A 25,946-nucleotide genomic window follows, 5' to 3' on the forward strand; every position below is an offset into this window, starting at 1 on the left:
GTGTGGAGATAATGCTCGATATGAACCCCCGATATGACGAGATTCTGGAACCGCTGCGCCAGGCGTACGATGCTCGCGCGGCCTGGCGGGACGGGACCACCAAGGAACCGTGGAAGTTGGCGGAGCGCCAGGCGTTCCGCGACCGGCTGGCGCCGGGTGCGCGGGTGCTGGAGGTCGGTGCGGGTACCGGGCAGGACAGCGCCTCCTTTCGGAAGGAGGGATTTGCCGTCGTCGCGGCTGATCTGTCGCCGGTGATGGTCGAGCACTGCCGGGCCAAGGGCATCGAAGCTCACGTGATGGACTTCCTGCACCTGGACTTGCCGGCCGGCTCCTTCGACGCGGTGTTCGCGATGAACTGCCTGCTGCATGTGCCCAACCGTGACCTGCCCGCGGTCCTGGAGTCGATCCGAGCGGTTCTGAGTCCCGGTGGTCTCTTCTTCGTCGGGGTGTACGGCGGCGAAAGTGCCGAGGGTCCTCTCGACGATGACCAGCACGTGCCGCCGCGCTTCTTCTCGTCGCGAACCGACGAACAGTTACTCGGCTTCGCCGTCGCCGCGCGGTTCGACGTGGTGGATTTCCATCCGGTCGATACCGGGCGTGGCTTCCGCTTCCAGTCGTTGACCCTGCGACGTCCGAGCGCCGGCTGATCGGGCCTTGCGGAGGTCCTGCGCCGGGTCAGAGCAGTGGGGACAGCCAGACCGCGGACGGGGTGGCCAGGAGCAGGCCGAGCAGGAACAAGGCCGCGGCGATGGTACGGCCGGTGCGGATCGAGTTCTGGTGGGTGGCGAGTGTTCCGGCTCGGGTGCCGGGAGTCAGGATCGTCAGGCCCAGACGGGACGGGCGCAGGCCGCGGGCGGTCACCCGTCCGGTGGCGAAGACGGGGACGGCTCGCGGTACCCGTACCTCGATCAGGCGGAGCCGGTCGTTCTTTCGCATGTCGTTCAAGATCGAAGCGGGGACGATCGGCGGGGGCGGGACCTGTTCCACGGTCGTGGTGATCGTGATCCGGGGCTCGGTCTGAATCGGATCATGGAGGGCGCCGGGGGCCACCAGCCGCGGGTCGACGGGGACGTGGTGGCCACGGTCGGCGATCACCGGCCAGGTGGGGGACTCGATCTCCAGGAGGACGTCGTGGTCCGAGTCGGCTGTCGCGCGGCTGGGTGTGCGGAGCACGGTCAGCCGGAACCATGTGCAGTCCTCGCCGCTCAGTGGTGCCGTCTGGGGTCCGGCGGGGCCGTATTCGGTGGTGGCCTCGAACGCCACCGGGCCGACAGCCCCGGCTGGGGCGGGGCGGCGGCGGCGCAGGATCCAGAGTGCGCGCAGATCGCTGAGCATGAGCAGGACGAAGATTCCGGAGGCGGCGATCAGGAGCCCGCCGATGCAGAACGCCACAGTCGCGACGGCCATCACGCCGCCACAGTAGGCGGGTGGGACAACCCGTGTGTTCGCAGCCGGTCACGGCCGGGATCTCTGCTGGTGAGGTGCTGCCTTGATCTGGGATCGATAGGTCTCGTAGGCCGGTTTGGGGAGGTAGCCGCCGGTGCAGAGGCCGAAAGTGCCGAGTGGGGAGTCCGCGGCGGAGTCGGCGTCGGAGAGTGCGAAGAGCTCGAACTGCGCGGCCCCAGCGGCGGCGGATGCGTCGATCAACGCGGTCAGGGAGGAGACCTGGCCGGTGGGTGTGCGGTGTGCCCCGCTCGGGCTGCCGGCTTCGGCGATGTGGATCGGCAGACCGGTGGGGAAGTGTGCTTCGGCAAGGCGGTGGCGGAGGTGGCCCAGCGCGTGCAGGGTGGCGCCGTGCACGTCGTCGTGGGGGGAGAAGCCGTCCGGGTAGAGGCCGAGGCCCACATAGTCGACGTGTGCGGCGAAATCGGCGTACGGAATCGCGTTGAGGGATCTCCAGAAGTCGTCGTCGCCGCCGAGCCATTCGGCGGGTTCGGCGAGGGAGAAGCCGACCTGGACGCCCTCGCTCACGCGGGTGCGTGCGTGGGGCAGGCCTTCGGTGAGGGCGGCGAGCACGCCGGGTGAGCTGCCGTCGATGTGCGGAATGGGAAAGTTCGGTTCGAGGGTCACCTGGAGATATCTGACGAGGTGGCCGTAGCGGTCCAGGGCCCGGTCGATGAAGGCGAGCCAGCCATCGAGGTCGGCGACCGGTGGCAGGTAGCTGAGCACGAGGTCCAGTTCGCGGCCGCCGGTGACGTACCAGTCGTCGGGCATGGTCAGGTGGTCGAGGTCGCCGGAGGCGCCGATCTGCTGTTCCAGGGCGGTATTGCCGCCGCACCAGCGGACATATTCGCGGATCACGAACGGCTGCCCGCCGGACAGGTCGTCGATCAGTGGGCCGATCCGAAGTGGATCAGCGGGGTCGGCGCAGGTGGCTCCGGCGCGGCTGCCGATGTAGATACCGAACCTCATGCGAGCACCTCCAGGTCGCCGCCGGTGAGCCGGTCGGCGGTCTCGGTCAGCCAGGTGATCTCGGTGGCCAGTACGCGCAGCCAGTAGTGGGCCTCGATCATCTGGATTTCGGGTAGGCCGGGCGGGAGCGCCGGTGTTTCGCGGCGCAGGCGTTCGGCGCGAGCGCGCAGCACGGCGATCGCTTCGGCGGCGGGCAGGATTCCCAGGTACGCCACGGCGGTGAGGAAATCGGCCGAGGCGGGCGCCGTTTCGGTGAGTGCTTCGCGAACCCGGGAACGGAACAGGGTGATCCCGGCATCGGTGGGACGGTAGATGGTCCTGGCCGGGCGGCCGGCGACGCTTTCCGGGGTGCCGGCGAGGAGAAGACCGCCGTCGGCCAGCGATTTCAACAGTGTGACCACGCTGCTGCGGCGGATTTTGAGGTGTGGGTAGCGGGCCTCCAAGCGGCTGGTGACTTCGTAGGCGTGGGCGGGCTGCTCGACGAGCAGCCCGAGGATCGGCAGCACGAGACTGTTGCGGGCGGCGTCCAACGGCATAGCGCCCACCCTATAGGCGTATACGTCTAATGGCTAGGCCGGGCCGGCACGAGCCCGTGGATCGACTCGCGAACGATGTCAGCGGGATGACCCGTGATGGTGGCCATACCTCCTATGCGTGCGGGTGATTTCCGGGTTGTTGCAGGCTTTGATTGGGTGTCGGTGACGGCGATCACAGCAGGGGGCTCGGGAGATGAAGCTCGATCACATCGGTGTGAGTGTGGGTGACCTGGCGGCGGCTGAGGGCTGGTACACGGCTGCGTTCGGGCTGCGGGTCGAACTGCGGCTGCGAGTCGAACCGGTTGACCTGGACATCGTGATGCTCATCCACGACGAGTACGGGTACCGGTTCGAACTGCTGCACCGGCCGGGAAGCGTCGCGGCGCCACCGGCCGGGTCGGCGGCGGCTGCCGTTCTGGCTCGGGGCTACGGGCACGTGGCTTTCGGCGTACCCAGGCTGCAGTCCGCTTTTGATCGGCTCCTGGAACTCGGGGCGCAACCGGTGATGGCACCGTGCCCGTCGCCGGAACCCGGCGTGAACATGGCCTACGTCGCCGATCCCGAAGGCAACCTGATCGAACTCGTGGAGCGTGCCCGATGACGGACCTGACCGGAAAGGTGGCGCTGATCAGCGGCACCGGCAGGGGAGTGGGCCGCGCGGCGGCCCTCGAGTTCGTGGCGCGTGGCGCCATGGTCTTCGGCGCGGACCTGGACGCCGCGGCGAACGCCGAAACCGAACGGCTTGCCGAATCTCAGCTACGGCTAGCCGTAGCTGAGAAAGGTCAAATGCGCTCGCTGGCTCCGGTCGATCTCGGGAACCAGGTCGGCGCGGACGCGTGGACAGCCGCGGCCGTCGAGGCTTTCGGCGGCATCGACATCCTCTACAACAACGCGTCTGCCCTGCGCCACGGCCCGATCGACACCATCCCCGAAGCCGACTGGTACTTCACCATCCAGAACGAACTCCACCTGGTCTTCCACTGCGTCCGCGCCGCCTGGCCACACCTGGTCGCCCGCGGCGGCGGGGTGATCATCAACGTGGCGTCGGTGGCCGCGAAACGCGGCGTGGCGTTCACCCCGATGGCTCCGCACGGCGCCGCCAAAGGCGCTGTCCTGGCGCTGACCAGGCATTTGGCTGCGCAGGGCGCCGACGTCGGCATCCGCGCCAACACCATCTCACCCGGCATGATCCGCACCCCGGAGACCGCGCAATTCGTCGACGACCCGGACGGCCCGGTGCCGGGACTGCTGGCCCAGACCCCGTCGCGGCGGGTCGGTGAACCCGCCGACGTGGCGAAACTGGCCGCGTTCCTGGCCGGCGACGACGCCACGTTCATCAACGGCGCCGACATCGCGATCGACGGCGGCGTCTCCGCGATGGGCGGCTGATCATGGACCTCGTCCTCCCCGGCGATCCGGGCTGGGAGCAGGCCCGCGTGGGCCGGGTCTTCAACGCCCGCCGTCCCGGCCGTCAGCCCGCCGCCGTTCTCCGGGCCAAGACCGAAAGAGATCTGATTGCTGGGGTACGGCTGGCCAAGTCACGTGGCTGGAGGATCGCCATCCGGTCCGGTGGCCACAGTTGGGCCGCGTGGAGTGTCCGCGACGACGCCCTGCTGATCGACCTGGGCGACTTCCGGGAGATGTCGTACGACCCGGAGAGCACCATCGTGTCGGTGACCCCGCCGGTCAAGGGCGGTGCCGAGCTGCGCCCGTACCTGGCCCTGCACGGCCGCTTCTTCGGCGGCGGCCACTGCCCGACCGTGGGTGTCGGCGGGTTCCTGCTGCAGGGCGGCCAGGGCTACAACGCCCGCGGATGGGGCTGGGCCGCCGAGAGCATCGTCGCCATCGACGTGGTGACCGCCGCCGGTGACCTGGTCCGGGCTTCAGCGACCGAGAACAGCGACCTGTTCTGGGCCGCCCGCGGCTCCGGCCCCGGCTTCTTCGGGCTGGTCACCCGCTTCCACTTGCAGACCCGCCCGCTCCCGAAGGTGATCGCCGAGACCGTCCACGTGTACCCGTTCGAGCTGTTCGACCAGGTGATGACGTGGCTGCACACGATTCATGCCACGATCTCGCCGGACGTGGAGATCGTCGCGGTGTCCGCCGATGGAGTTCTGGCGGTGACCGGTCTTGCTCTCGTCGACTCGCAGCAGGAGGCCGTCGCGGCTCTCGCTCCGCTGGAGACGTGCCCGGTCATCGACCACACGCTGCACCGGCAGACCGCTGTCCCGTCGTCGTTCGAGTCGCATGCGGCCCGGCAGATGGCGGCCAACCCGGAGGGGTTCCGGTACATCGTCGACAACGCCTGGCTGAGCGGGCCACCGGCCGAGCTGACCAAAGCGCTGCATCCGCTGTTCACCGGGCTTCCTACCGTACGGTCGTTCGTGATCTGGTTCAGCATGGCCCCGCTGCGGGAGCTGCCCGACATGGCGTTCTCCCTGCAGTCGGAGATCTACTCGGCGACCTACCTGGTCTACGACGATCCCGCCGACGACATCCGCCTCCGGGCCTGGCTCACCGACCGGATGACCGAACTGCAACCGTTCACCGCCGGGCAGTACCTCGGCGACTCCGACTTCACCGCCCGTCAGGTCCGGTTCATGGGCGAATCCCAGTACCAGCGCCTTGAGTCGATCCGCGCCCGCCGCGACCCGGACGGAGTCTTCGCAGGCTACCTGACCGCCGGCGGCACCGAACCGGCCAACGTCAACCCGTGGGAGTCATGATGCGATGCGCGGGCAAGATCGTCGTGATCACCGGGGCGGCCCGGGGCCAGGGCGCGGCCGAGGCTGCGGCGCTGCGAGCCGAGGGCGCCACCGTGATCGCCACCGACGTCCTGGACGCCGAGGGAGTACGCCCACTGGATGTGCGCTCGCTCGATCAGTGGACCGGCCTGGCTCAACACTTGCGGGAAACGTATGGACGTGTTGACGCGATAGTCAACAACGCTGGGATCACCGGCCGTGACCGGCTGCCCGACATCGATCTGGACACCTGGGAGAACACCCTGGCCATCAACCTGACCGGCCCGATGCTGTCGATGAAGACCCTGGTCCCGCTGATGCCACCGGGCTCGTCGATCGTCAACATCTGCTCGGTCGCCGCGGTCTCCGGGCACGCTGCCGCCCCGTACACGGCCAGCAAATGGGCTCTGCGGGGTTTGACCCGCAGTGCCTCCCTGGAACTGGGCGTGCGCGGCATCCGGGTCAACGCGGTGATGCCCGGCCTGATCGACACCCCGCTGATGGCGTCGGCCCCGCAGGCGTTCTTCGACGCGGCACTCCCGGAGATCCCCCTCGGCCGGGTGGGCACCCCGGACGACATCGCCCCGCTGATCGTCTACCTGGTCTCCGACGAGTCCGGTTACGTCAACGGCGCCGAGATCGTGGTCGACGGCGGCCTGACGGCCCACGTCTCCCACAAGGCCATCGCCGACGCGACCCGCCCCGGCTAGGCGGCCTTCCCGGTCAAGGCGCGAATGCCTTTTCAGTGTGGTGAGTTCGGGTTCGATTCGCACCCCAAGTCACCACGCGGGTACGGGCGGTGGAACTTCTCCCGACGTTCCACCGCATCCGGGAACGGCTGGCCGTCAGACCGGGACCGGGGTCTTCGGCCGGTTCAGCGCCGGAGCGACCACCGCGGCCACCGCCAGCAGCGCGAGGACGGCGACCATCGCGTACCGCAGGCCGTAGTGCTCGCCGAGGAAACCCAGAGCCGGCGGCCCGACCAGGAAGGCGACATACCCGGCCGACGCGACCAGGGCGACCCGGGTGGTCGGGTTGTCGCCGGAGTCGCCGGCCGCGGACAGCGCCACCGGGAAACCGAGGGCCGCGCCGACACCCCAGAGCAGCACCGCGGCGGCGGCCACGATCTGGTTGTCGACGAAGACCACCAGGGCCACGCCGATCCCGCCGATCACGGCGCTGGCGCCGAGGACCGCGGCCCGGCTGAACCGATCGAGGAACCAGCCGCCGCCGAACCGCCCGATCGTCATGGCGGCGGCGAAGACCACGTAGACACCCGAACCGAGGGCGGCGTCGAAGCCGTGCCCGTCGACCATGAGCAGCGGCAGCCAGTCGTTGGCGGCGCCCTCGGCCAGGGCCATCGCGAGCACCACCACACCGATGAGCAGCAGCCTGGTGTCGCGCCAGACACTCGGGCCGCTCTTGTCGGCAGTGGCGGTGCGCGGCTGGACACCGACGCCGGAGGGCAGTTGCCGGACGGCGAGTGCGGCGACCGGTGCGGTGATCAGCCCGATGACGACCAGGTGCCAGGTGACCGAGAAGTCGGCGGCGGTCAGGAACATCCCGGCGACGGCGCCGAGTACCGTGCCGAAGCTGAAGAACCCGTGCATGAGCGGGAGCACCGCGCGCCCGATGATCTGCTCGACGTCGGCGCCCTCGACGTTCATGGCGACCTCGCTGCCGCCCATGCCGAAACCGAACAGGAACAGCCCGGCCGCGACGAGCACACTGCTGGCCAGGCCGGCGCCGATCCCGACGACCGGGGCGCTGGCGGTGGCGGTGAGGATGCCGACGGTGGCGACCGGCCGGGTACCGAACCGGCTGACCAGCGCCCCGGAGCCGAGGATCCCGATCATCGAACCGGCGGAGAGCCCGACCAGGATCAGGCCCATCTCGGCGGTGGTGGCGCCGAGCAGGTCACGGACGTCCGGGGTGCGGGTCACCCACGACGCGAGACTGAGCCCGGGGATGAAGAAGAGCGCGAACAGCGCGGTGCGCCGGCGTGCGGTGGCGTGGTCCATCGAGATCCCTTTCCTAGTGCGTACAAACGTACGCACCAGGAAACGGGTCCTACCATGGGCCGACCGGGTCCGTCACGTCCGGAACGGGCCGGTGACACAGTAGGTGATGCCGCCCGAGGACGAGCCGCTGGTGCCGCGCTGGGACGAGAAGTAGAGGCGGTTGCCGGCCGGGGTGAATGCCGGGCCGGTCAGCTCGGACGAGCCCTGACCGGTGACGCGCAGGAACACCGAGATCTTGTCGTCCGGCGTGATCACGCAGATCTCCATGCTGCCGCCGTCTTCGGCCACGTACAGGTCGCCGTACGACGAGCCGGTCACGTTGTCGACGCCGGTCAGGGGAGCCGAACCGGACGTGACCAGGCTGTCGTCGTACGCCAGCTCGAAGGTGTTGCTCTGGAGGTCGACCTGCCAGACCCGGTTGTCGCCCTTGGTGGTGAACCAGACGGTGTCGTTCGCGTAGTGGCAGCCCTCGCCGCCGTTGAAGGACTTCGCGCCGGAGACCTGATACCGGGTCCGGGTGGGGGAGCCGTCCGGGTCCGGCACGTTCTGCCAGCTGAACGAGCCACTGGTGCCGGTCCCGGCGACGAGCACCTGCAACGTGCCCGTCGACAGGTTCCCCCAGGTGCCGGGCACGAAGCGGTAGAACCGGCCGTCGGTCTCGTCCTCGGTCAGGTAGATCACCTGGCGGACCGGGTCGGCGGCGGCCGCCTCGTGCTTGAAACGTCCCATCGCGGGCCGGACCACCGCGGTCCCGCCGAGCGGGTAGGTCTCCCAGACTCGGCCGAGGGTGATCTCCTCGCAGCTCAGCCAGGTGTTCCACGGGGTCTTGCCGCCGGCGCAGTTCTGGTTGGTGCCGGACAGGATGCGGGAGGCTCCGATGATCGCGCCGGCCGAGTCGAACCGGATCCGGGACGCGCCACCGCCCGCCGAGGAGCTGACCTCGGCGTTCGACACGTAGATCCAGCCGCTGCCGTCGGGGATCACCGCGCCACCGTCGGGGGCGTCGTGCCACACGTAGGAGGTGCCGGGTACGGCCTGCCGGGAACGGGCGATCACCGTGCTGGTGAAGCCGGCCGGCAGCTGGATGCCGTTGCTGTCGGCGGCCCGCAGCGCGCCGTAGGGGCCGGTCGCGTTCTGAGCCGGTGCGGCGTACGCCGCCGACCACGCGGTGAAGGGCAGGGCCAGGCCACCGGCGCCGGCCAGGGTGGTTCGCAACAGGTTTCGCCGATTCATGCGGCGGACGTTAAGCATCCATTGAAGACGGTCGGTCAACATCCGGAAGCCAATCGCTGAACTTCAATGTGCGGCATGGTTTGCCCGATTCGAGGGCTTTGTCGGGGGGTGCCCGAACCCCCGTCTCAGTTATCGACCGAACCATTGTCGATCGGCGTGCGGCGAATGAACATTCGATGGCAGACGACGTTTTTATCCAGTGGGGAGAAAGAGAATGGGCAAGACAATCCCGAAGGTATTCGGAATCGCCGCAGCCGTCGCTCTCGGTGCTGCTGGAATCACTCTCATCCCGACGGCTGACGCGGCCACCGGGTCATTCGCGAAGGGGCCGGCGCCGAGCAACAGCAGTATCCAGGCGGCGCGCGGGCCGTTCGCGATCGCCGAGAGCAGTGTCGCGCGGGCCTCGGTGTCCGGGTTCGGTGGCGGCGACATCTACGCGCCGACCGACACCAGCGCGGGCACGTTCGGTGCGGTGGTGATCGCGCCCGGCTTCACCGCCCGCAAGTCGAGCATGGCGTGGCTGGCACCGCGCCTGGCCTCGCAAGGGTTCGTGGTGTTCAACATCGACACCCTGACCACCTCGGACCAGCCGGCCAGCCGGGGCCGGCAACTGCTGGCCGCCGCCGACTTCCTGACCAGGAGCAGCAGCGCCAAGGCGAAGATCGACCCGGCCCGGGTGGCGGTGGTCGGGCACTCGATGGGCGGCGGCGGAGCACTGGAGGCCGCGCAGAGCCGGTCGTCGCTGAAGGCCGCGATCCCGCTGACCCCGTGGAACCTGACCAAGAACTTCCGGCAGGTGCAGGTCCCGACGCTGATCGTCGGCGCCGAGGCGGACACCATCGCGCCGGTGCGCAGCTTCTCGACACCGTTCTTCGAGAGCCTGCCCGCGGCACCCGGCAAGGCGTTCCTGGAGCTCAACGGGGCCAGCCACTTCGCGCCGAACACCCCGAACGCCACCATCTCGTCGATGAGCATCTCCTGGCTGAAGGTGTTCGTCGACGGCGACACCCGCTACCAGCAGTTCATCTGCCCGGGACCGGGCCGGGGCGCGGCGGTCGAGCAGTACACCGCGACGGCCTGCTAGTCCTGCAGCAGCGCCCGCAGAGCCGGCTCGGCCGACTCGAAGGCGATCGGCCCGCTGCCCAGCAGCGGGCCGTACAACACCCCCTCCAGGGTGCGCACGTAGAGGGCGGCACGGCGGCGCAGGTCGTCCGGGCCGCCCTCGATGCCGGAGTCCCGGAAGATCCGGACCTGGGCGTCGATCGACCGGTGTTTGACATCGGCGGCCGCGGTGAACAGGACCCGGGCCGCGGCCTCCGGCTCGGCGGCCATGAACCGCCCCAGCTGCTGTGCCGACTCCAGCAGCTCCGCGAAGACCCGCGAGATGTCGATGACCCGCTCCGGCCCGGTGTTACGGGTCTCCCCGGCGGCCTCCGCGATCAGGATCTCGGCGATCGCCCACAGCACCTCCCCGAGCAGTCCGTCCCGGCTGCCGACCGCCCGGTAGAGAGTGGCCCGGCTGATCGCGAGTTCACCCGCGAGAGTGTCCATGTCGATTGTCGAATACTGCAGGAAATGGTTCGCCGCACCCCGCAGCAGAACCTCCGGGTTGATGACACGCCGAGCGGTGGGAATGGCGGTTCTCCCGTCCTGAAGAATGGAGGCTGGCCGTGGGTGATACGCCTTGTCGGGGCGGCCGGTTCAATCCTTCGGCAAATATCATCCGGACGGCTGACGGGATTCGGTGATTCGCTCCCGTAACGGGACCGAAATCTCACCCACGGCAACCGGACGAGTGACAGATGCGCGGAAGAGCCGGCCGGAAGTCCGGTTTGTGCCACCATCCCTGGTTGGTAGCCGTTCGAGGAGGTCAAGTGGGCAGTTCAACGCGGCCGTGGTGGGTGCGGCTCGGGATCGTCGTCGGCGCTCTCCTGCTGGTCCCGGGCACTCTGGCCGCCGCCCACCCGATCCGGATATCCGCCCTCACCATCGACGGCCCGGTCAACCTGCTGCTCGTCGGCATCGACCCGCGCGGCAGCCATCTCCGGCCGCTCGCCGACACCATCATGATCGCGCACATCCCGCGGAACCGGCGGGGCGTCTACCTCTTCTCCCTGCCCCGCGACCTGGTGGTGCAGATCCCGGCCTTCCCCCGCAACGGCAGCCCCACCCAGCGCGCGAAGATCAACGCCGCGATGGCGCTGGGCAGCCAGACCGGCCCGAACCGCTACGACGCGGCCCAGGGCTTCGACCTGCTGTCGCGCACGGTCGGGCAGGTCACCGGGATCCGCCGGTTCGACGCCGGGGCGGTCCTGAACTTCGGCGGCTTCCAACGGCTGATCACCGCGATGGGCGGCGTCACCATGGTCATCGACCAGGACGTGGTCTCCGAGCATCGCAAGCCCGACGGACGGCCCCGCGACCGCCGGCCCGAGTGCCGGGGGCACGACAACTGCCCACGGCCCTACACCGGCGTGCAGAAGACCTACCGCAAAAGCCCGTCGCCGGTACGTCTGACCGGCTGGGAGGCACTCGACTACGTCCGGCAGCGCTACGGTCTGCCCCGCGTCGACTACGACCGTCAGCGCCACCAGCGGCAGCTCGTCCGAGCCCTGGCCGGGCAGGCGGCCCGGGCCGTGGCCGCCGACCCGGCCAAGCTGCCGAGGGTGATCGGGGCGCTCGGCGACTCCCTGACGTTCATCGGTGGCCCGTACAGCGCCCTCGCCTGGGCCACCGCCGTCAAGAACCTCCGGCTCACCGCCCCGGTCTCGGTCACGTTGCCCGGCCGGGCGTACTTCGAGAACGGAAAGTACCTGGGCGAGCAACTGGAACCGGGGGCCCGGGACTTCTTCGCCGCGGTCAACGGCGACCGGGTGGCCAGGTTCCTGGTCGACCACCCGCGGATCGTCGACTAGGTTTCGGGTGAGTCCCGGGCGGACAGCTCTTCGGCCGGTTCCCTCCAGCGCAGGCGTCTAGCGGCGCCGCCGCAGCCGGGCGATCACCAGGCCGATCAGCCCGGCGGCGATTGCGAGAGCCCCGCCGGCGATCAGTGCCCCGGTCGGCAGCTCCCGGTTGTTGGAAGCGGGCGCGGCCTTTGCGGCCTTGGTGGGCTCGGTCGTCACCTGAGCCGCCGCGGGCACGCCGTCCAGGGGATGGCTCAGCAGGTCGACCTTCTTCAGCCCGTCGGCCATCTCGGAGATGGTCAGCAGGGCGCTGCCGTCGGCGGAGTACGCGATCGACTCGCCCTGTGGCTCGTCCGGCAGCGCGACCGTCCGGGCCGTACCCCCGCTGATGGTTTTGACCAGGCCCTCCGCATCGGTCTGGCCCTCCGGCACGTCGAACTCGAAGGCGTCGGCATAGGTCCGCAGCGCGATACGCCGGCCGTCCGCGCTCACCGCCCCGCCGGTCACCACCAGCCGCCCCTTGAAACCGTAGGGGTTGCTGGTCGCGGTGATCGGGATCGTGAAGTCCCCGGCCCGCCGCAGCGGTGTCGTCCCGTCCGCCGTCAGCGGCCCGGCCGGCACGTAGACGCCCGCGGTCAGCGGATCCTTGGTGACCATGATCGGGACACCGTCCGAGCCGACCAGCAGCGCCTCCGCGTCGTGCGCACCGTCCGGGTAGGACATCCGGAACAGGGTCGGTGACTTGCCGCCCGGCTTCAGCCGCCACACCCCGATGGTCTCGCGGACCCGGCTGTTGTCACCGATGTCGCCGACCCAGATCGTGCCGTCCGCGCCGCGGGCCAGGTCCTCGGTGTCGCGCGGCTGCGACGGGTAGGACACCTTGTCGGTGACCTTGCACTTCCTGTTCAGGAAGAAGATCTTGCGGCCGTTCGGGTCGTCGGCGCCGTCGTTGACCACCACGTAGCCGTCGCCGTCGGCGGCCAGGCCGGAGATCTCGTCGAGGAGATCGTTCTTGACCGTGCACGTGGTCTGCGGGGCCGCGGCCATCGGGATCGGGACAGCGGTCAGGGACACCGACAGAACCGCGGTGGTCAGGAACGTCATGAGCTAACCCTGCCACGGCCCCGCCAGATACCGCGCACTCAGTAATCCCACAGGAGGCTCACGGGGCGAGCAGAAAAACCCAGGTCAAGCTGGGGACATGACACAGATGGCCCTCCCGTACGCGTACCCGTCCACCCGCCGAGCCGCGCTCGGCGACACCACCCCGGCCCGCTGGCGGCTGTTCGGCGCCGAGTTCGCCACCGCGCTCGCCGTCAACCTCGGCCCGGCCGCCGGCCAGCCCGTTCCCGACCACGGGGTGATGATGACCGCCGCCGCGCCCGGTGCCGTGATCGTCGGCGCGCAGACCCGGCTCGTCGCGGTTCAGCCGTCGATCACCTCGTGGTGACCGCTGTGCCGGAAGTCATAAGTCCCACATTGTGGACGGTCGGCCCGCCGGGGCCCGTGTCCCCGGCGGGCCACCGGCCACCGTGAACAGCGATCTTGAGACGTGATACGTCCGATTGACGACTGATTGACAACTCTCCCCTGCGGACACACGGAGCCGGTCGATCCCTGTACCGTGCCGCAGTGTCGAATTTGATCGCAGAACGTTACCGCCTAGTAGGTCAACTCGGCCAGGGCGGCATGGGTCGCGTCTGGGCGGCCCGTGACGAGTTGCTCGCCCGGGACGTCGCGATCAAGGAGCTGACGCCCCCGCCCGGCCTCACCGAGCCGGAACTCGTTGCGCTGCGGGAACGCGCCATCCGCGAGGCCCGCTCGATCGCCATGCTGGACCAGCCCAACGTGGTCCGCATCTTCGACGTGGTGTTCCACGGCGGTGACCCGTGGATCGTCATGGAGCTGGTGCCGTCCCGCTCTCTCTTCGATACTGTCCGTGACGACGGCCCGATGGCTCCCGACCAGGTGGCCCGAGTCGGCCTCGGTGTGCTCGCCGCGTTGCGCGCCGCCCACCGGGTCGGTCTGCTGCACCGCGACGTGAAACCCGGCAACGTCCTGCTGGCCCATGACGGCCGAGTGGTCCTGACCGACTTCGGCCTGGCCACGGTGGCCGGCGACGTCAGCATCACCCGCACCGGCGTGGTCCTGGGCTCCCCGCAGTACCTCGCTCCGGAACGCGCCCTGGACGGCGAGGTCGGCCCGGCCGCCGACCTGTGGTCGCTGGGCGCCACGCTGTACGCCGCGGTCGAGGGCCGCCCGCCGTACGTCCGCTCGTCCCCGATGACCACCCTGGCGGCCCTGGCTACCGAACTGCCGGACCCGCCGGAACGAGCCGGTGTGCTGCGGGTCGCGCTGACCGCCCTGCTCCAGCGCGACCCGGCCCGCCGCGCCGACGCCGAGACCGCGCACCGTCTCCTGCTGGCCGCCACCGCCCCGGGATCACCACCGCCGGCCGACGTCCCGGTCTACGGCGACCCCACGTTCGCCACCACCAAACCCAAGACCGCCACGCCCGCTCCGGTCGCCGCCGTCGCCGCCGGCAAACCCAGTGAGCCGTCCGAGTCGCTGACCACGGAGTCCGCCTCGAAGAAGGCCGAGAAACGGCGTGCACCGGTCGCCGTCGGAGTGGCGGTGGCGGCGCTGCTGATCGCGGTCGGGGCGATCACGTACCCGCTGGTGTCGAAGCCGGAGACGCCGAGCCCGCAGGCCCTGCCGTCCGCCTCGCTGCCCGGTCAGGCCGCCGGAGCCGGGACGCCACTGCCCGGCAAGCCGAGCAAAGCCGTCCGTCCCCGCCGCAGCCCTTCACCCGGCGCCCCGTCAGCCAGCGCAACCGCCGCCGGCACGGTCAAGGGCGGTAAGAAGCCGTCCGCGGGCGCGTCCACCGCCGCGACCGGGACCACCACCCCCACGACCGAGGCGGCGGCCACCGGAACCCCGTTCGAGAGCAACGGCACCGGGACCTGCCTGTACGCCCCGGCGAGCACCGGGCAGATCCAGTCCTGGGCCTGCAACGGTTCCGCCGGTCAGCGTTTCACCATCGGATCCGACAAGACCCTGCGGGTACGCGGCAAATGCGTGCAGATCGGCAGCACCGACGACGGCGCGACCCTCCGGCTGGCCACGTGCACCGGCGCACCGGCCCAGCAGTGGGACTACAACTCGTCGTTCGACCTGGTCAACCTGTGGGCGATCAAATGCGTCGACATCCCGGACGCCAGCAGCTCCAACGGGGTGGTCGTGCAGATCTGGGAGTGCACCGGCGCCTCCCACCAGAAGTGGAGCCACGCCTAGACGTGCCGGAGCCGGGCGAAACCGAAGCCGGCCAGCAGGACCGTGAGGGTGAGGTAGAGGCCCAGCTCGATCCATGGGAACGACCAGGACCGGCCGGCCGGGTCTGCCGTGCACTGTGGCCGACCTGTTCACCACCACCGTGAAAGCCACCATGAACCGGCGGCGGGCCTAACCCGCCGGGCGGCCCACGAGCAGGCGCAAGGCGCCGAGGAACTGCGGCTGGGTGCGCAGGTGGCCGTGGCGGCGGTCCCACGCCCCGGAGCCGAGGTCGGCGCGCAACCGTTCGACGGCACGGGCGGTGGCCGTCTCGTCGACGAAACCCCAGGCGGACTGCGCGGCCCGTACACGTGCGTCGAGGAACTGTTCGGGACGGGCGTAGAAAGCCTCGGTGAAACCGTCTGCGCAGTCGATCGGGATCGGCACCTCGACCACCTCGGTCGTTGTGCCGATCGCGGCCGCGATGTCGTCGACCGGCGGGTAGCGGCGGCGTTCCGCGGCGATCAGTTCCGGGGCGTACTCGGCGAGCCAGAGCCGGTCCAGGGCGTCGCCGTCGAAGGTCAGCACCACCACCGGACCGCGGGCCACCCGCCGCAGTTCGGCCAGGCCCCCGGCGGTGTCGGCCCACTGGTGCACGGTGACGGTGGCCATCACCGCGTCGAACGCGCCGTCGTCGAACGGCAGCCGCTGCGCGGTCGCGTCCAGCGCCGGGACCGCGGTCGCCGGCCGTTGGGCACGCATCTGCGCGGACGGCTCGACCGCGACCACGTACCGATCGGCGGGCTCGTAAGATCCGGCCCCGGCACCGACGTTCAGCACGGTGCGGGCGTCACCGAGCACGGTGTGGATCATCGCGGCGATCCGGGGGTCGGGGCGGCGCTGCCGGGCGTACCCCGAGCCGTTGGTCTCGTAGTCGAAGTCGCCGCCCGTTGCTGTGCTCATGTGCCGACGCTAAACCTGTACCCCCGGGTCCAGGTCAAGCGCGCACGGCGACGGCGTGGAAACGGGCCGGGGAGTCGTCGTAGCCGACCAGGTCCCAGCCGGTGTCGGGGGTGAGGACCCGTAGGACGGGTCCGGCCAGCGGCTCGTCGGGGTCCAGGACGCGGCCGCCGGGCGTCGGCGAGCAGCCCGGCCCGCCCGTCGACCAGCGCTGCTGCGGGAAAGGTCAGGTGGGTAGGGCGGCCTCGGCTGCCAGCCGTAGGCTCCTGATCATCGGGTTCGGGTCGCCTTTGCGGCTGACCAGGACGACCCGGCTGGGGGAGGCGCCTTCGATCGGGACGGTGGCCAGGTCGGGACGCAGCGAACTACGACGATCACCGGCCGGGAGTACGGCGATCGCCCGGCCGTTCGCGACCAGTTCGAGTTTGTCCTCATAGCTCTCGACCTGCGGAACACCTGACCCGAGCAGCTGGTACGACGTCCAGTCCGCGGTCTCGAACACGCAGGGCGCCGCCTGCACACCGGCCAGCTCCGCCGAGGTCACCGACGCGCGCCCGGCCCACGGATGGTCGTGCGGGACCACGAGCTTCCGCGGCTCCTCGTACAACGGGGTGGTGCGCACGTCGTCGTCGGCCAGCGGCAGCGGCGCCCGTGCGATCAGCGCGTCGACAACCTTGCCGGCCAGTGCGCCGACATCGCGGCAGTTCAGGTGCCGGGTGGTGATCTCGGCGCCGGGGTGGCGGCGGCGCAGTTCCCGGACGGCGGCCGTGATCACCAGGTCCTCGACGTAGCCGATGGTGATCCGTTCGGCTTCGGCCTGCTCGCGGACGGCCAGTTCGGCCTCGCGGGCGGCCTGCAACAGAGCCCGCGCGCGGGGCAGGAACGCCTGCCCGGCCGGGGTGAGCCGGGTGCCCTGCGGGATCCGGTCCAGCAGCCGTACGCCGAGATGTTTCTCGAGCCGCTGGATCTGGCGGCTCAGCGCCGGCTGGGCCACGTGCAGGTCGGCGGCGGCCCGGCCGAAGTTCTGGTGCTCGGCCACCGCGGTGAAGTAGCGCACGAGGCGCAGTTCCAGGTCTTGTCCGAGATCGTTCACCCGGTCCAGCGTACGCGTCATGCCGTTTCGGAATGATCGGGTTACCGGACCGGTCTTGGACGGCCGGGCCGTCGCGGGCTTTGACTTCAGGGGCAACGATTCCCGAAGAGAGCGACAGGAATGATGAAGGCGATCCAGTTCCACGAAGCCGGCGGGCCGGACGTTCTGCGGTACGACGAGGTGCCGGTTCCGGCGATCGGGCCGGGTGAGGTGCTCGTCCGGGTGCACGCCGTGGGCATCAACCCGCCGGACTGGTACCTGCGTGAGGGCATGACGGTCATGCCGCCCGAGATGCGGCCGGCGTTGGAGTTCCCGCTGACTCCCGGTACGGACATGTCCGGCGTGGTCGAGGCGGTCGCCGTGGACGTGCCGGAGTTCGCCGTCGGTGACGAGGTGTTCGGGATGCTGCGGTTTCCCGGGTTCGACGGTCGCGCGTACGCCGAATACGTGGCCGCACCGGCCGCGGACCTGGCCCGCAAGCCGGCCGGGGTCGACCACGTGCAGGCCGCCGGGGCGCCGATGGCGGTACTCACGGCCTGGCAGTATCTGATCGATCTCGGCCATGACGTGCCCTCGCCGTTCACCGGGCAGGTGCACCGGCCGGTGCTGATCACGCCGGGGATGACCGTGCTGGTCAACGGCGCCGCCGGTGGGGTGGGCCACTTCGCGGTGCAGTTGGCGAAGTGGAAGGGGGCACGCGTGATCGCGGTGGCCTCGGGTCGGCACGAGCGGTTCCTGCGCGAGCTGGGTGCTGACGAGTTCATCGACTACACCACGACGGACGCCGCCGACGTGGCCCGCGATGTGGACCTGGTGATCGACGCGGTCGGCGGGCCGGGCGCCCAGCGCTTTCTGAACGTCCTCAAGTCCGGTGGCACGATCCTTCCGGTGTTCTTCGCCGAGTACGACCCGCAGGAGACAGCGCGCCGGGACATCACGGTCTCGAACATTCAGGTTCGGTCCAACGGTCCCCAGCTCGCCGAGATCGGGCGGCTGTTCGATTCCGGTCTGCTCCAGGTCGGGGTGGACAGCACCTACCCGCTGTCCGAGGCAGCGGGCGCGCATGCGCGGGCCGCGCAGGGCCACATCCAGGGCAAGATCGTGCTGACGGTTCGCCCGTGACCACCGGACCTGAGTAGACGGTGGCGGTCCGCCCGGATGCCTGAAGCTCCCCGAGTTGGTAAGGATCTTGACCGAGCCCGCGTGACGTGGTCGTCACAGGCTCATGGTGACGGTGGTGGCGCTGCGGGGAGCGGTCTCCGGGTTCGGAGACCGCTGCGGCTCCAACGGCGACCCCGGCACCAGGCCCCTGCACCAGGTCCGGCGGCGGCACTCTCCGCAGCCGTCGCGACGAACAGTGGCCAGATGGCCGGCGGCATCCAGAAACCTCGCCGGGCGGGGGAGTGCGGGATCCGCATGAGTTGGGATAGTATCCAATCAAGCTCAGGTTGGGTCCCGCTGAATGGTGGACTCTTGGCGTGAGCGGGATGGGGTCGTGGGTCCACCCGGAGGGTCGGAGTTCGGCTTCCTCCATTTCGGCGGTGCGCTGGAAATCGCACTGGAGTCGTGTGCGTCGGCGATGCCGACGATGCTCTGAATATGGCATTTTCCCAGGTGGCGTACGGGATGGCCGGTTCTTGATGTGGCGCGTGAATTGCTGACCGCGCCATTTTTTGCTGTCCGTTCGCTGTGCAATGGGCCCGCAGTCGAGTTTTCGGGAACGAAACAATCGCTTCATCATTCGTTCGCATTCTCGATCTTTCCTATCACTCGATAGCAACGAGCCCGGCGGGTCCCGCCGAGACCGGAGCGACTCCGTGACATCCGTCGAGAGGTTGCGCACGATGAATAGAAGGAAACTCCTGACCGCGGCCGTCGTGGCCACCGCACTGACCGCCCTGTCCGCCTGCAGCGGCGGCGCCACCCCGGGGACCTCGTCGTCCACCGGCACCGGCGGCACGCTGAAACTCGCCTTCCTCGCCGGCATCAGCACCCCCGACCCGGACACCGCATACGACGGCCCGGAGCTCAACCTCGTCAACAGCGCCTACGAAGGTCTGCTCAAGTACCAGCCGGGGCAGGCGAAACCGCAGCTCACCGGCGCACTCGCGACCAAGTGGGCGGCGAACGCCGACAACACCGTGTTCACCTTCGACCTGCGGACCGGCGTGACGTTCCACGACGGCACCGCCTTCACCGCGTCCGCGGTCGAACCGTCGTTCCAGCGGCGCACCACGATGGCCAAGGGCCCGTCCTACATGGTCGCCGATGTCAAGTCGGTCGAAGCGCCCTCCGACAGTCAGGTCGTCATCACGCTGAAGGCGCCGAACAGCGCCTTCCTCGACCTGCTGGCCTCCCCGTTCGGCCCGAAGATGCTCAGCCCGAAGGCCCTGCAGGACCACCCGACCAGCACCGACGAGGACAACTGGTTCGCCACGCACGACGCCGGCACCGGCCCCTACACGTACGGCACGTTCGAGCCGGACGCCGACTACAAGCTGACGGCCTACCCGGGCTACTGGGGGACCAAGCCCGGTTACAGCGCCGTGGACTTCACTGTGCTGGCGAGCATGTCGACGATCCAGCTCAAGTTGCAGAGCGGTGAACTCGACGGTGTCATCGGCTCCCTGGACGGCGCCAGCTTCACCACCCTGAAGGGCGACAGTTCGCTCACCACCAGCGCGTTCTCCAGCATGCAGACGCCGACGCTGTTCGTGAACCCGAAGAGCGCTGCCGTCGGGGCCGCCGATGTCCGGGCCGAGCTGCTGGCCGGTATCGACTTCGCGGCGCTGATGAAGAAGGCGCTGCCGGACACCACCGAGCCGACCACCGAGGTCTTCCCGGTCAACCTGCTCGCCGACCCGGGCACCGACCAGCAGAAGATCACCTACGACGCGACCGCGCTGGCCGGGCTCGCCTCGGGCGCCCTCGCCGGCAAGACCGTCAAGATCGCGTACACCCAGACCGGCCCGGACGGTCAGGCCCTCAGCGACAACCTGGCGGCCGTGCTCAACACCGCCGGCATCAAGGCGGAGAGCGTCGGTTACGCCGCGGGCACCTACTACCCGGCGCTGGCCAAGGGCGCGGACGCGCCGGACCTGACGATCTTCGCCGGGTTCCCGGACACCGCACACCCCGACGCGTGGGCCTCGGTCTTCTACACCCCGGACGGTGGCCTGGACCTGTTCGGCGCCGAGGTGCCCGGCCTCGCCGAGACGCTCGCCGCAGCCCGCAAGACCAACGACCAGGCGGCGTACGGCAGAGCAGCCGCCATGGTCAGCGAGTCCGCCTACTGGTACTCGATGGGGACCATGAAGGGCACCGCCTCGTTCGCCAAGGACGTGGCCGGCGCCGACACCGCCTGGCACCCGGTCATCACCGGCGTGCTGGAACTCAACCTGCTGCACCCGGCTTCATGAGTGCCGACCCGGTGCTCGACGTCGCGGGCCTGACCATCCGGTACACCTCGCGGACCCCCGCGGTGGTCGCCGTCGCCGGCGTCAGCCTGCGCGTCGCCCCCGGCCAGTGCCTCGGCCTGGTCGGGGAGTCCGGATCGGGCAAGAGCACGATCGGACTCGCCGTCCAGGGCCTGCTCACCAGCGAACGGCACGTCACCGCCGACGGCGACGTGACGATCGCCGGCACCCGCCTCGGCGTCACCGACGAGACCGGCTGGGCCGGCGTACGCGGGCACCGGGTCACCACCGTCTTCCAGGACCCCATGTCCTCACTCGACCCGACCATGACGATCGGGCGGATGCTGCGCCGGGTCACCGGCACCCCCGCCGACAGCCTGCGCTGGCTGGACGAGGTGGAGATCCGGGACCCGAAAGCGGTCCTGCGTTCCTACCCCCACCAGCTGTCCGGCGGCATGCGCCAGCGCGTGATGATCGCGCTGGCGCTCGCCAGGGGCCCGGCCCTGCTGGTGGCCGACGAGCCGACCACCGCGCTCGACGTCAGCGTGCAGGCGCAGATCCTCAAACTGCTCACCCGGCAGCGGGAGGGCCTGGGCTGCGGGATGCTCTTCATCACTCACGACCTGGGTGTCGCCCGCGCGATGTGCGACGACGTGGCGGTGATGCGGGCCGGCGAACTCGTCGAACAGGGCAGCGCCGGCACGATGTTCGGCGCGCCGGTCGACGCGTACACCAAGCGCCTGATCGCGTCCCGGCTCACCTTGGACACCGACCGGGACCGGCCGGTCGGCCTGCCCGAACCGACGGTGGTCGCCGCCATGACCGAATCGCCCACCGCCCCGCCGGACGTAGCGGAGTCCTGGGCCGGTAACCGGCTGACCTGGTCGGCGTTCGATCGTGAACCGGCCGGTGTTCGCGGCGGGCACAGCCTGGAACTGGTCGGGGTCACCAAGTCGTTCCGGACCGGCGGCCTGTTCGGCACCGGCCGCAAGACCGTGCTGACCGGCGTCGACCTGCGTATCGCCCGCCGGGAGAGTGTGGCCCTGGTCGGGGAGAGCGGATCCGGCAAGAGCACGATTCTGCGGATCGTCGCGGGACTGGAGACCGCCGACAGCGGCGACGTCTACGTGGACTCCACCCAGGGCACCGGTGTCCAGGTCGTCTTCCAGGACGCGGGCGCCTCGCTCACCCCGTGGCGCACCGTCGGGCAGCTGCTCACCGAACGACTCGACAACGCCACCACCCTGTCCACGGCCGACAAGAAGGCCCGTGTCCGGGAAGCTCTGGAACGGGTCGCGCTCGATCCGGTGCTGGCCGGTGCCCGGCCCGCGGAACTGTCCGGGGGCCAGCGCCAGCGGGTCGCCATCGCCCGGGCCACCGTCGTACCACCGGCCCTGCTGCTCTGTGACGAACCGACGAGCGCCCTGGACGTGTCGGTCGCCTGCTCGGTGCTGAACCTGCTCAACCTGCTGCGCCACGAGCTGGGCCTGTCCATCCTCTTCGTCACCCACGACCTGGCCGCCGCCCGGATCATCGCCGACCGGATCGACGTGATCAGTGCCGGTCAGATCGTCGAACGTGTGCCGGCGGCCGACCTGGCCGACGGCATGACCAGCGACTACGGCAGGAGGCTGCTCGATGCTGTCCTCGCGTGACCTGGTGCGGCCGGTCACCCTCAAAGCGGCCGGACCGGGCGAGCGGATCGCTGTCGGGCTGCTGTTGGTCCTGGTGATCGTGGTGATCTGCGGGCCGCTGCTGTCGCCGTACAGCGCGATCGTGCCGTCCGGTGAGCCGTACCTGCCGCCGCTGTCCGCCGGGCATCCGCTCGGCACCGACAACCTCGGGCTCGACGTCGCGACGCGGGTGCTGGACGGCATGCGCACCAGCGTGTACGCGGCCGTCGTGGTCACCCTGTTCGCCGCCGTCGCGGGCCTGGTCATCGGTACTCTCGCCGGTTTCGCCGGCGGTTTCCTGGACACCGCGCTGATGCGTTTCACCGACCTGTTCCTCGCGCTGCCGGCGACCATCGTCGCGATGGCCATCGCCGCCGGTCTCGGCCCCAGCCTGACCAGCTCGATGATCGCGATCGGGGTGGTCTGGTGGCCGCTCTACGCCCGTCTCGTACGCGGTGAGGTCCGGCGCGTCACCACCGGCCTGCACGTCGAGGCGGCCCGGATGAGCGGTACGAAGGGACTGCGTCTGGTGCGGCGGCACGTCGTCCCCAGTGTGCTGCCGACCGTGGCCGTCACCGCCAGCCAGGACATCGGCGCGGTCATCCTCACCATCGCCTCCCTGTCGTTCGTCGGGCTCGGCGCGCCCGCCCCGGCACCCGAGCTGGGCCTGATGGCGTCGGCCGGTATGCAGTACGTCGTCAACGCCTGGTGGATCCCGGTCGTCCCCGGCCTCGCCGTCGGACTGCTGTCGCTGCTCTGCACCTATTCCGGCGACGGACTGCGATCCGTCCTACGGGCGAAGGGAGCCTGACCCCCATGCTGCGCTTCGCGGTACGACGTACCGTCGCCCTGTTCTTCGTCCTGCTCGTCCTGGTCGTGCTGGTGTTCCTGATCAGCCGGTACGGCGGCGGCGACCCGGTCCGCGGCTACCTGGGCGCCAACGCCTCCGCGGCGGCCGTCGCCCAGGCCCGCGTCGACCTCGGCCTGGACCGCCCGGTGTGGGCCCAGTTCGCCGACTACCTGGGACGGCTCGTGCGCGGCGACTTCGGGATCAGCCTGAGCAGCAAACGCCCGGTCGCCGACGACCTGAGCTCGCGGATCCCGGCCACCGCCGAACTCGCGATCTGGACCGTCTTCGTCACCGTGTTGCTAGGTGTGCTGCTCGCCCGGGTGTCGTCGATGCGCGGCCGGTTCGCCGGGGTGCTGCGGTTCGTCCTGTTCAGTGGCGCCAGCGCGCCGTCGTTCTTGCTGGCCACCGGCGGCATCCTGCTGTTCTTCGTGCACCTGCGGATCCTGCCGGTCGCCGGGCGTACCGCGTACGGGCCGAGCGAGGGACTCAGCGGCATGTACGTGCTGGACGGGCTCCTGACCGGCAACCTGGCGTACGCCGGGGACGCGGTCCTGCACCTGCTGCTCCCGGCGGTGGCCGCCGGACTCGGCCCCGGACTCGCCCTGGCCCGGGTCCTCGCCGACGGGCTCACGAGCAGCCTGCGATCCGGGTACGCCCGGACCGCGCGCTCACTCGGCGAGACCGAGTCCAAGGTGCTGTGGCGGCACTCGCTGCGCAACGCCGCCAGCCCCGCGCTCAGCCTGCTCGGCGTCCAGCTCGGCATGATGCTGTCCAGCCTCGTCGTGGTCGAGCAGATCTTCAGCTGGAACGGCCTGGGTCAATATCTGGTACGGGCGATCAGCGGCGCCGACACCAACGTCGTCGCCACCGTCAGCCTCATTCTCGGCGCCTGCTACGTCGTCCTCAACGCGCTCGTCGACCTCGCCCTCGCGGCCGTCGACCCGCGCGTCCGTCTGTAAGGAAGGAACCCCCGTGATGGCACTGCAAGTCACCGACATCACCCCCAGCGACCAGCTCAAACCGGTCGGGAACGTCGTTCTGGTCGTGGTCGACATCCAGGGCGGCGGGCTGGAGAACCCGTTCACGCCCAGCAAACCCGAACAGACCTTCATGCCCGGCCGGCCGGAACGCAACGCGGCGGCCGTCACCCTGGTCGAGGCGTTCCGGGCCGCGCAGGTGCCGGTCGTGTTCATCCAGGAGGTGCACAAGCCGTCGCTCGTCGACATCGGCCGTGAGCTGGACGGCAACGAGGGCCCGCACTGCATCGAAGGCGAGCCGGCCACCGAACTGCACCCCGGCCTCGACCCCCGCCCCGACGAGTACCTGATCAAGAAGCGGCGTTACTCCGCGTTCTACGGCACCGAACTCGACATCGTGCTGCGCGGCTACAAGGCCGAGACGGTGATCCTGATCGGTGGCATGACCGACGTCTGCATCCACTACACGGCCGTCGACGCCCACCAGTACGACTACCACATCCGGACCGTCTCCGATCTGGTCGTCGGATCCGGGCAGGAGCTGCACGACGCCGCCCTGCGCGCCATCAAGTACCTGCAACGCGACGCGCTGGTCAGCAGCGACGCCGTCTACACCTGGCTGGGGGAGCAGAAGTGAACATCGTCGGGAAGACCGCACTCGTGGTCGTCGACTTCCAGGGCGGACCGCTCGACGGCCCGCAGAGCGCCTACGCCCACGAGCAGCGGGACAAGGCCGTCGCCATGGTCGCCGCGTGCCGGGCCAAGGGGGTGCCGGTGGTGTGGATTCAGGAGGTCCACAAACCCCACATGATCGACATCGGCCGGGAACTGGACGGTTCCGAGGGGCCGCACTGCATCGAGGGCGACAAGTACACCGAGATCGCCCACGGGCTGACGCCGCTGCCGGAGGAGTTCCACATCCGCAAACGGCGCTACTCGTCGTTCTTCGGCACCGAACTCGACATCGTGCTCAAATCGTACGGCGTCGACAGTCTGGTTTTGATCGGCGGTTTCACCGACATCTGCATCCTCTACACCTCGGTCGACGCCCACCAGCGCGACTTCTACCTCAACGTGGTCACCGACGTGGTCGCGGGCAGCTCGGTGCAGGCCCACGACGACGCCCTCAAGATGATCAACTACTTGCAGCACAAGTCGCTGGTCGAATCCGGCGAGGTCATGGAGTGGCTCGCGGCATGACGGAGCACCGGAACCGGGCGGGTAGCGGGCGGGAGCGCATCCTCGACGCCGCGGCGCAGCTGTTCGCCGCCCAGGGGTACGCCGGCACCTCCACCCGGGACATCGCGCAGCAGGCCGGCATCCGGCAACCGTCGTTGTACGCACACTTCTCCGTCAAGTCCGAGATCCTTTGCGAACTGCTCGTCGAGACGTTGCGGCCACCGGTCGAGTACGCGGCGAAACTGTTCGACGACACCGACCTGCCCGCCCGGGACCGGCTGATCCGGCTGCTCGACTTCGACATCCGCGGACTGTTCGCGGGACGCCGGCCGGTGGCCGTGCTCGGCGTCCTGCCGGAGGTGCGCGGCCCGGAGTTCGCCGAGGCGCACCGGCTGCGCAACGGGCTCCGCGAGCTGTACGGCCGGCTCTGCGGTGACGCTCTGGCCGCCGCCGGCGCCCCGGTCGGGCCGGACGAGCTGCACCGGACCACCGCGATCGTGTTCACCCTGGTGGAGGGCATCAGCGCCCGGCGGTTCGAGGACCCGGATCTGGACGTGGACCGGACCATCCAGGACACGACCACCGCGATCCTTCGCATCCTCGGCGTGTAGCCCGTGGCCCCGGACCGGCTGACTCAGGCCAGGTCGGCGCGGACGTGCTCGAAGAGCCCGTCGCTCTC

The 25,946-nt window shown here is 69.9% G+C and carries 26 protein-coding genes and 1 pseudogene; 18 read left to right on the forward strand and 9 right to left on the reverse strand.

Annotated elements, in window-relative coordinates:
* Positions 1 to 11: 11 nt before the first annotated feature.
* Entirely contained in the window at positions 12 to 647 is a 636-nt protein-coding gene (locus BLU81_RS07405; protein WP_092542818.1) for a class I SAM-dependent methyltransferase, read from the forward strand.
* 28 nt (positions 648 to 675) lie between these two features.
* Here the strand turns inward: BLU81_RS07405 and BLU81_RS07410 are convergent, their stop codons facing one another.
* Genes BLU81_RS07410 through BLU81_RS07420 form a run of 3 tightly spaced genes read right to left on the reverse strand, consistent with a single transcriptional unit; the run spans position 676 to position 2,948 of the window.
* Entirely contained in the window at positions 676 to 1,410 is a 735-nt protein-coding gene (locus tag BLU81_RS07410; protein WP_157751375.1) for a hypothetical protein, read from the reverse strand.
* Positions 1,411 to 1,455: 45 nt separating this feature from the next.
* A complete protein-coding gene (locus BLU81_RS07415) occupies positions 1,456 to 2,412 on the reverse strand; it encodes a hypothetical protein (protein ID WP_092542822.1) in 957 nt (318 codons plus the stop codon).
* Positions 2,409 to 2,948: a PadR family transcriptional regulator gene (locus BLU81_RS07420; RefSeq protein WP_092542824.1), complete on the reverse strand. Its 540-nt coding sequence runs from the start codon at positions 2,946 to 2,948 to the stop codon at positions 2,409 to 2,411. Before BLU81_RS07420 ends, BLU81_RS07415 begins: the two co-directional genes overlap by 4 nt.
* Positions 2,949 to 3,141: 193 nt before the next feature.
* Here BLU81_RS07420 and BLU81_RS07425 point away from each other — a divergent pair, with 193 nt between their 5' ends.
* Genes BLU81_RS07425 through BLU81_RS07440 form a run of 4 tightly spaced genes read left to right on the forward strand, consistent with a single transcriptional unit; the run spans position 3,142 to position 6,402 of the window.
* Positions 3,142 to 3,549: a VOC family protein gene (locus BLU81_RS07425; RefSeq protein WP_092542826.1), complete on the forward strand. Its 408-nt coding sequence runs from the start codon at positions 3,142 to 3,144 to the stop codon at positions 3,547 to 3,549.
* Positions 3,546 to 4,337, forward strand: coding sequence for an SDR family NAD(P)-dependent oxidoreductase (locus BLU81_RS07430; protein ID WP_092542828.1), 792 nt, complete (start codon positions 3,546 to 3,548; stop codon positions 4,335 to 4,337). Before BLU81_RS07425 ends, BLU81_RS07430 begins: the two co-directional genes overlap by 4 nt.
* A gap of 2 nt (positions 4,338 to 4,339) precedes the next feature.
* A complete protein-coding gene (locus BLU81_RS07435; RefSeq protein WP_092542830.1) occupies positions 4,340 to 5,674 on the forward strand; it encodes an FAD-binding oxidoreductase in 1,335 nt (444 codons plus the stop codon).
* A complete protein-coding gene (locus BLU81_RS07440) occupies positions 5,671 to 6,402 on the forward strand; it encodes an SDR family NAD(P)-dependent oxidoreductase (RefSeq protein WP_197686386.1) in 732 nt (243 codons plus the stop codon). The genes BLU81_RS07435 and BLU81_RS07440 overlap by 4 nt, the downstream gene beginning before the upstream one ends.
* Positions 6,403 to 6,537: 135 nt before the next feature.
* On the opposite strand, the gene BLU81_RS07445 is transcribed toward BLU81_RS07440, so the two are convergent.
* Complete coding sequence (locus BLU81_RS07445; RefSeq protein ID WP_092542834.1) at positions 6,538 to 7,713, reverse strand: MFS transporter; 1,176 nt, start codon at positions 7,711 to 7,713, stop codon at positions 6,538 to 6,540.
* Positions 7,714 to 7,785: 72 nt separating this feature from the next.
* Positions 7,786 to 8,946: an alkaline phosphatase PhoX gene (locus tag BLU81_RS07450; RefSeq protein ID WP_092542836.1), complete on the reverse strand. Its 1,161-nt coding sequence runs from the start codon at positions 8,944 to 8,946 to the stop codon at positions 7,786 to 7,788.
* Positions 8,947 to 9,160: 214 nt separating this feature from the next.
* On the opposite strand from BLU81_RS07450, the gene BLU81_RS07455 reads away from it, so the two are divergent.
* Positions 9,161 to 10,030, forward strand: coding sequence for an alpha/beta hydrolase family protein (locus BLU81_RS07455; protein WP_092542838.1), 870 nt, complete (start codon positions 9,161 to 9,163; stop codon positions 10,028 to 10,030).
* Here BLU81_RS07455 and BLU81_RS07460 read toward each other — a convergent pair.
* Entirely contained in the window at positions 10,027 to 10,497 is a 471-nt protein-coding gene (locus BLU81_RS07460) for a QsdR family transcriptional regulator (protein WP_092542840.1), read from the reverse strand. The two genes, BLU81_RS07455 and BLU81_RS07460, sit on opposite strands and share 4 nt — an antisense overlap.
* A gap of 323 nt (positions 10,498 to 10,820) precedes the next feature.
* On the opposite strand from BLU81_RS07460, the gene BLU81_RS07465 reads away from it, so the two are divergent.
* The gene (locus BLU81_RS07465) at positions 10,821 to 11,861 is read left to right on the forward strand and encodes an LCP family protein (protein ID WP_231954274.1); all 1,041 of its coding nucleotides are present in this window, start codon (positions 10,821 to 10,823) and stop codon (positions 11,859 to 11,861) included.
* Positions 11,862 to 11,918: 57 nt separating this feature from the next.
* On the opposite strand, the gene BLU81_RS07470 is transcribed toward BLU81_RS07465, so the two are convergent.
* Positions 11,919 to 12,953, reverse strand: coding sequence for an NHL repeat-containing protein (locus BLU81_RS07470; RefSeq protein ID WP_092542844.1), 1,035 nt, complete (start codon positions 12,951 to 12,953; stop codon positions 11,919 to 11,921).
* A gap of 97 nt (positions 12,954 to 13,050) precedes the next feature.
* Here BLU81_RS07470 and BLU81_RS07475 point away from each other — a divergent pair, with 97 nt between their 5' ends.
* From BLU81_RS07475 to BLU81_RS51965, 3 genes and pseudogenes are all read left to right on the forward strand, one after another.
* A complete protein-coding gene (locus BLU81_RS07475; RefSeq protein WP_092542846.1) occupies positions 13,051 to 13,299 on the forward strand; it encodes a hypothetical protein in 249 nt (82 codons plus the stop codon).
* A 167-nt stretch (positions 13,300 to 13,466) separates the two neighbouring features.
* A pseudogene (locus tag BLU81_RS51960) lies at positions 13,467 to 14,412 on the forward strand (serine/threonine-protein kinase); the annotation flags it as partial.
* Positions 14,413 to 14,528: 116 nt separating this feature from the next.
* Positions 14,529 to 15,143, forward strand: coding sequence for a ricin-type beta-trefoil lectin domain protein (locus tag BLU81_RS51965; RefSeq protein WP_407923899.1), 615 nt, complete (start codon positions 14,529 to 14,531; stop codon positions 15,141 to 15,143).
* 168 nt (positions 15,144 to 15,311) lie between these two features.
* On the opposite strand, the gene BLU81_RS07485 is transcribed toward BLU81_RS51965, so the two are convergent.
* Complete coding sequence (locus BLU81_RS07485; protein ID WP_092542848.1) at positions 15,312 to 16,082, reverse strand: class I SAM-dependent methyltransferase; 771 nt, start codon at positions 16,080 to 16,082, stop codon at positions 15,312 to 15,314.
* A gap of 223 nt (positions 16,083 to 16,305) precedes the next feature.
* Complete coding sequence (locus BLU81_RS07490; RefSeq protein WP_092556736.1) at positions 16,306 to 17,172, reverse strand: LysR family transcriptional regulator; 867 nt, start codon at positions 17,170 to 17,172, stop codon at positions 16,306 to 16,308.
* A gap of 120 nt (positions 17,173 to 17,292) precedes the next feature.
* Between BLU81_RS07490 and BLU81_RS07495 the strand changes: the two genes are divergently transcribed.
* From BLU81_RS07495 to BLU81_RS51430, 8 genes are all read left to right on the forward strand, one after another.
* Positions 17,293 to 18,294, forward strand: a complete 1,002-nt coding sequence (locus BLU81_RS07495; RefSeq protein WP_231954284.1) for an NADP-dependent oxidoreductase — start codon at positions 17,293 to 17,295, stop codon at positions 18,292 to 18,294.
* A gap of 722 nt (positions 18,295 to 19,016) precedes the next feature.
* Positions 19,017 to 20,591, forward strand: coding sequence for an ABC transporter substrate-binding protein (locus BLU81_RS07500; protein WP_157751377.1), 1,575 nt, complete (start codon positions 19,017 to 19,019; stop codon positions 20,589 to 20,591).
* Entirely contained in the window at positions 20,588 to 22,243 is a 1,656-nt protein-coding gene (locus BLU81_RS07505; protein WP_092542852.1) for an ATP-binding cassette domain-containing protein, read from the forward strand. Before BLU81_RS07500 ends, BLU81_RS07505 begins: the two co-directional genes overlap by 4 nt.
* Entirely contained in the window at positions 22,227 to 23,072 is an 846-nt protein-coding gene (locus BLU81_RS07510) for an ABC transporter permease (RefSeq protein ID WP_092542854.1), read from the forward strand. Before BLU81_RS07505 ends, BLU81_RS07510 begins: the two co-directional genes overlap by 17 nt.
* A 5-nt stretch (positions 23,073 to 23,077) precedes the next feature.
* On the forward strand, positions 23,078 to 24,070 hold the full coding sequence (locus BLU81_RS07515) for an ABC transporter permease (protein ID WP_092542856.1): 993 nt from the start codon (positions 23,078 to 23,080) through the stop codon (positions 24,068 to 24,070).
* 16 nt (positions 24,071 to 24,086) lie between these two features.
* Positions 24,087 to 24,725: a cysteine hydrolase family protein gene (locus BLU81_RS07520; RefSeq protein WP_092542858.1), complete on the forward strand. Its 639-nt coding sequence runs from the start codon at positions 24,087 to 24,089 to the stop codon at positions 24,723 to 24,725.
* Positions 24,722 to 25,288: a cysteine hydrolase family protein gene (locus tag BLU81_RS07525; protein ID WP_092542860.1), complete on the forward strand. Its 567-nt coding sequence runs from the start codon at positions 24,722 to 24,724 to the stop codon at positions 25,286 to 25,288. The genes BLU81_RS07520 and BLU81_RS07525 overlap by 4 nt, the downstream gene beginning before the upstream one ends.
* A complete protein-coding gene (locus tag BLU81_RS51430; RefSeq protein ID WP_092542862.1) occupies positions 25,285 to 25,878 on the forward strand; it encodes a TetR/AcrR family transcriptional regulator in 594 nt (197 codons plus the stop codon). Before BLU81_RS07525 ends, BLU81_RS51430 begins: the two co-directional genes overlap by 4 nt.
* Positions 25,879 to 25,946 lie beyond the last annotated feature (68 nt).

The organism is Actinoplanes derwentensis (assembly GCF_900104725.1).
Lineage (GTDB): Bacteria > Actinomycetota > Actinomycetes > Mycobacteriales > Micromonosporaceae > Actinoplanes > Actinoplanes derwentensis.

What these genes read in the sequence shown, in the direction of transcription:
- BLU81_RS07470 (WP_092542844.1), bottom strand. Translation starts at nt 12,953, where the DNA reads ATGACGTTCCTGACCACCGCGGTTCTGTCGGTGTCCCTGACCGCTGTC.
- BLU81_RS07475 (WP_092542846.1), top strand. Translation starts at nt 13,051, where the DNA reads ATGACACAGATGGCCCTCCCGTACGCGTACCCGTCCACCCGCCGAGCC.
- BLU81_RS07460 (WP_092542840.1), bottom strand. Translation starts at nt 10,497, where the DNA reads ATGGACACTCTCGCGGGTGAACTCGCGATCAGCCGGGCCACTCTCTAC.
- BLU81_RS07455 (WP_092542838.1), top strand. Translation starts at nt 9,161, where the DNA reads ATGGGCAAGACAATCCCGAAGGTATTCGGAATCGCCGCAGCCGTCGCT.
- BLU81_RS07495 (WP_231954284.1), top strand. Translation starts at nt 17,293, where the DNA reads ATGATGAAGGCGATCCAGTTCCACGAAGCCGGCGGGCCGGACGTTCTG.
- BLU81_RS07420 (WP_092542824.1), bottom strand. Translation starts at nt 2,948, where the DNA reads ATGCCGTTGGACGCCGCCCGCAACAGTCTCGTGCTGCCGATCCTCGGG.
- BLU81_RS07485 (WP_092542848.1), bottom strand. Translation starts at nt 16,082, where the DNA reads ATGAGCACAGCAACGGGCGGCGACTTCGACTACGAGACCAACGGCTCG.
- BLU81_RS07515 (WP_092542856.1), top strand. Translation starts at nt 23,078, where the DNA reads ATGCTGCGCTTCGCGGTACGACGTACCGTCGCCCTGTTCTTCGTCCTG.
- BLU81_RS07405 (WP_092542818.1), top strand. Translation starts at nt 12, where the DNA reads ATGCTCGATATGAACCCCCGATATGACGAGATTCTGGAACCGCTGCGC.
- BLU81_RS07445 (WP_092542834.1), bottom strand. Translation starts at nt 7,713, where the DNA reads ATGGACCACGCCACCGCACGCCGGCGCACCGCGCTGTTCGCGCTCTTC.
- BLU81_RS07520 (WP_092542858.1), top strand. Translation starts at nt 24,087, where the DNA reads ATGGCACTGCAAGTCACCGACATCACCCCCAGCGACCAGCTCAAACCG.
- BLU81_RS07435 (WP_092542830.1), top strand. Translation starts at nt 4,340, where the DNA reads ATGGACCTCGTCCTCCCCGGCGATCCGGGCTGGGAGCAGGCCCGCGTG.
- BLU81_RS07505 (WP_092542852.1), top strand. Translation starts at nt 20,588, where the DNA reads ATGAGTGCCGACCCGGTGCTCGACGTCGCGGGCCTGACCATCCGGTAC.
- BLU81_RS07425 (WP_092542826.1), top strand. Translation starts at nt 3,142, where the DNA reads ATGAAGCTCGATCACATCGGTGTGAGTGTGGGTGACCTGGCGGCGGCT.
- BLU81_RS07440 (WP_197686386.1), top strand. Translation starts at nt 5,671, where the DNA reads ATGATGCGATGCGCGGGCAAGATCGTCGTGATCACCGGGGCGGCCCGG.
- BLU81_RS07415 (WP_092542822.1), bottom strand. Translation starts at nt 2,412, where the DNA reads ATGAGGTTCGGTATCTACATCGGCAGCCGCGCCGGAGCCACCTGCGCC.
- BLU81_RS07450 (WP_092542836.1), bottom strand. Translation starts at nt 8,946, where the DNA reads ATGAATCGGCGAAACCTGTTGCGAACCACCCTGGCCGGCGCCGGTGGC.
- BLU81_RS07430 (WP_092542828.1), top strand. Translation starts at nt 3,546, where the DNA reads ATGACGGACCTGACCGGAAAGGTGGCGCTGATCAGCGGCACCGGCAGG.
- BLU81_RS51430 (WP_092542862.1), top strand. Translation starts at nt 25,285, where the DNA reads ATGACGGAGCACCGGAACCGGGCGGGTAGCGGGCGGGAGCGCATCCTC.
- BLU81_RS07510 (WP_092542854.1), top strand. Translation starts at nt 22,227, where the DNA reads ATGCTGTCCTCGCGTGACCTGGTGCGGCCGGTCACCCTCAAAGCGGCC.
- BLU81_RS07500 (WP_157751377.1), top strand. Translation starts at nt 19,017, where the DNA reads ATGAATAGAAGGAAACTCCTGACCGCGGCCGTCGTGGCCACCGCACTG.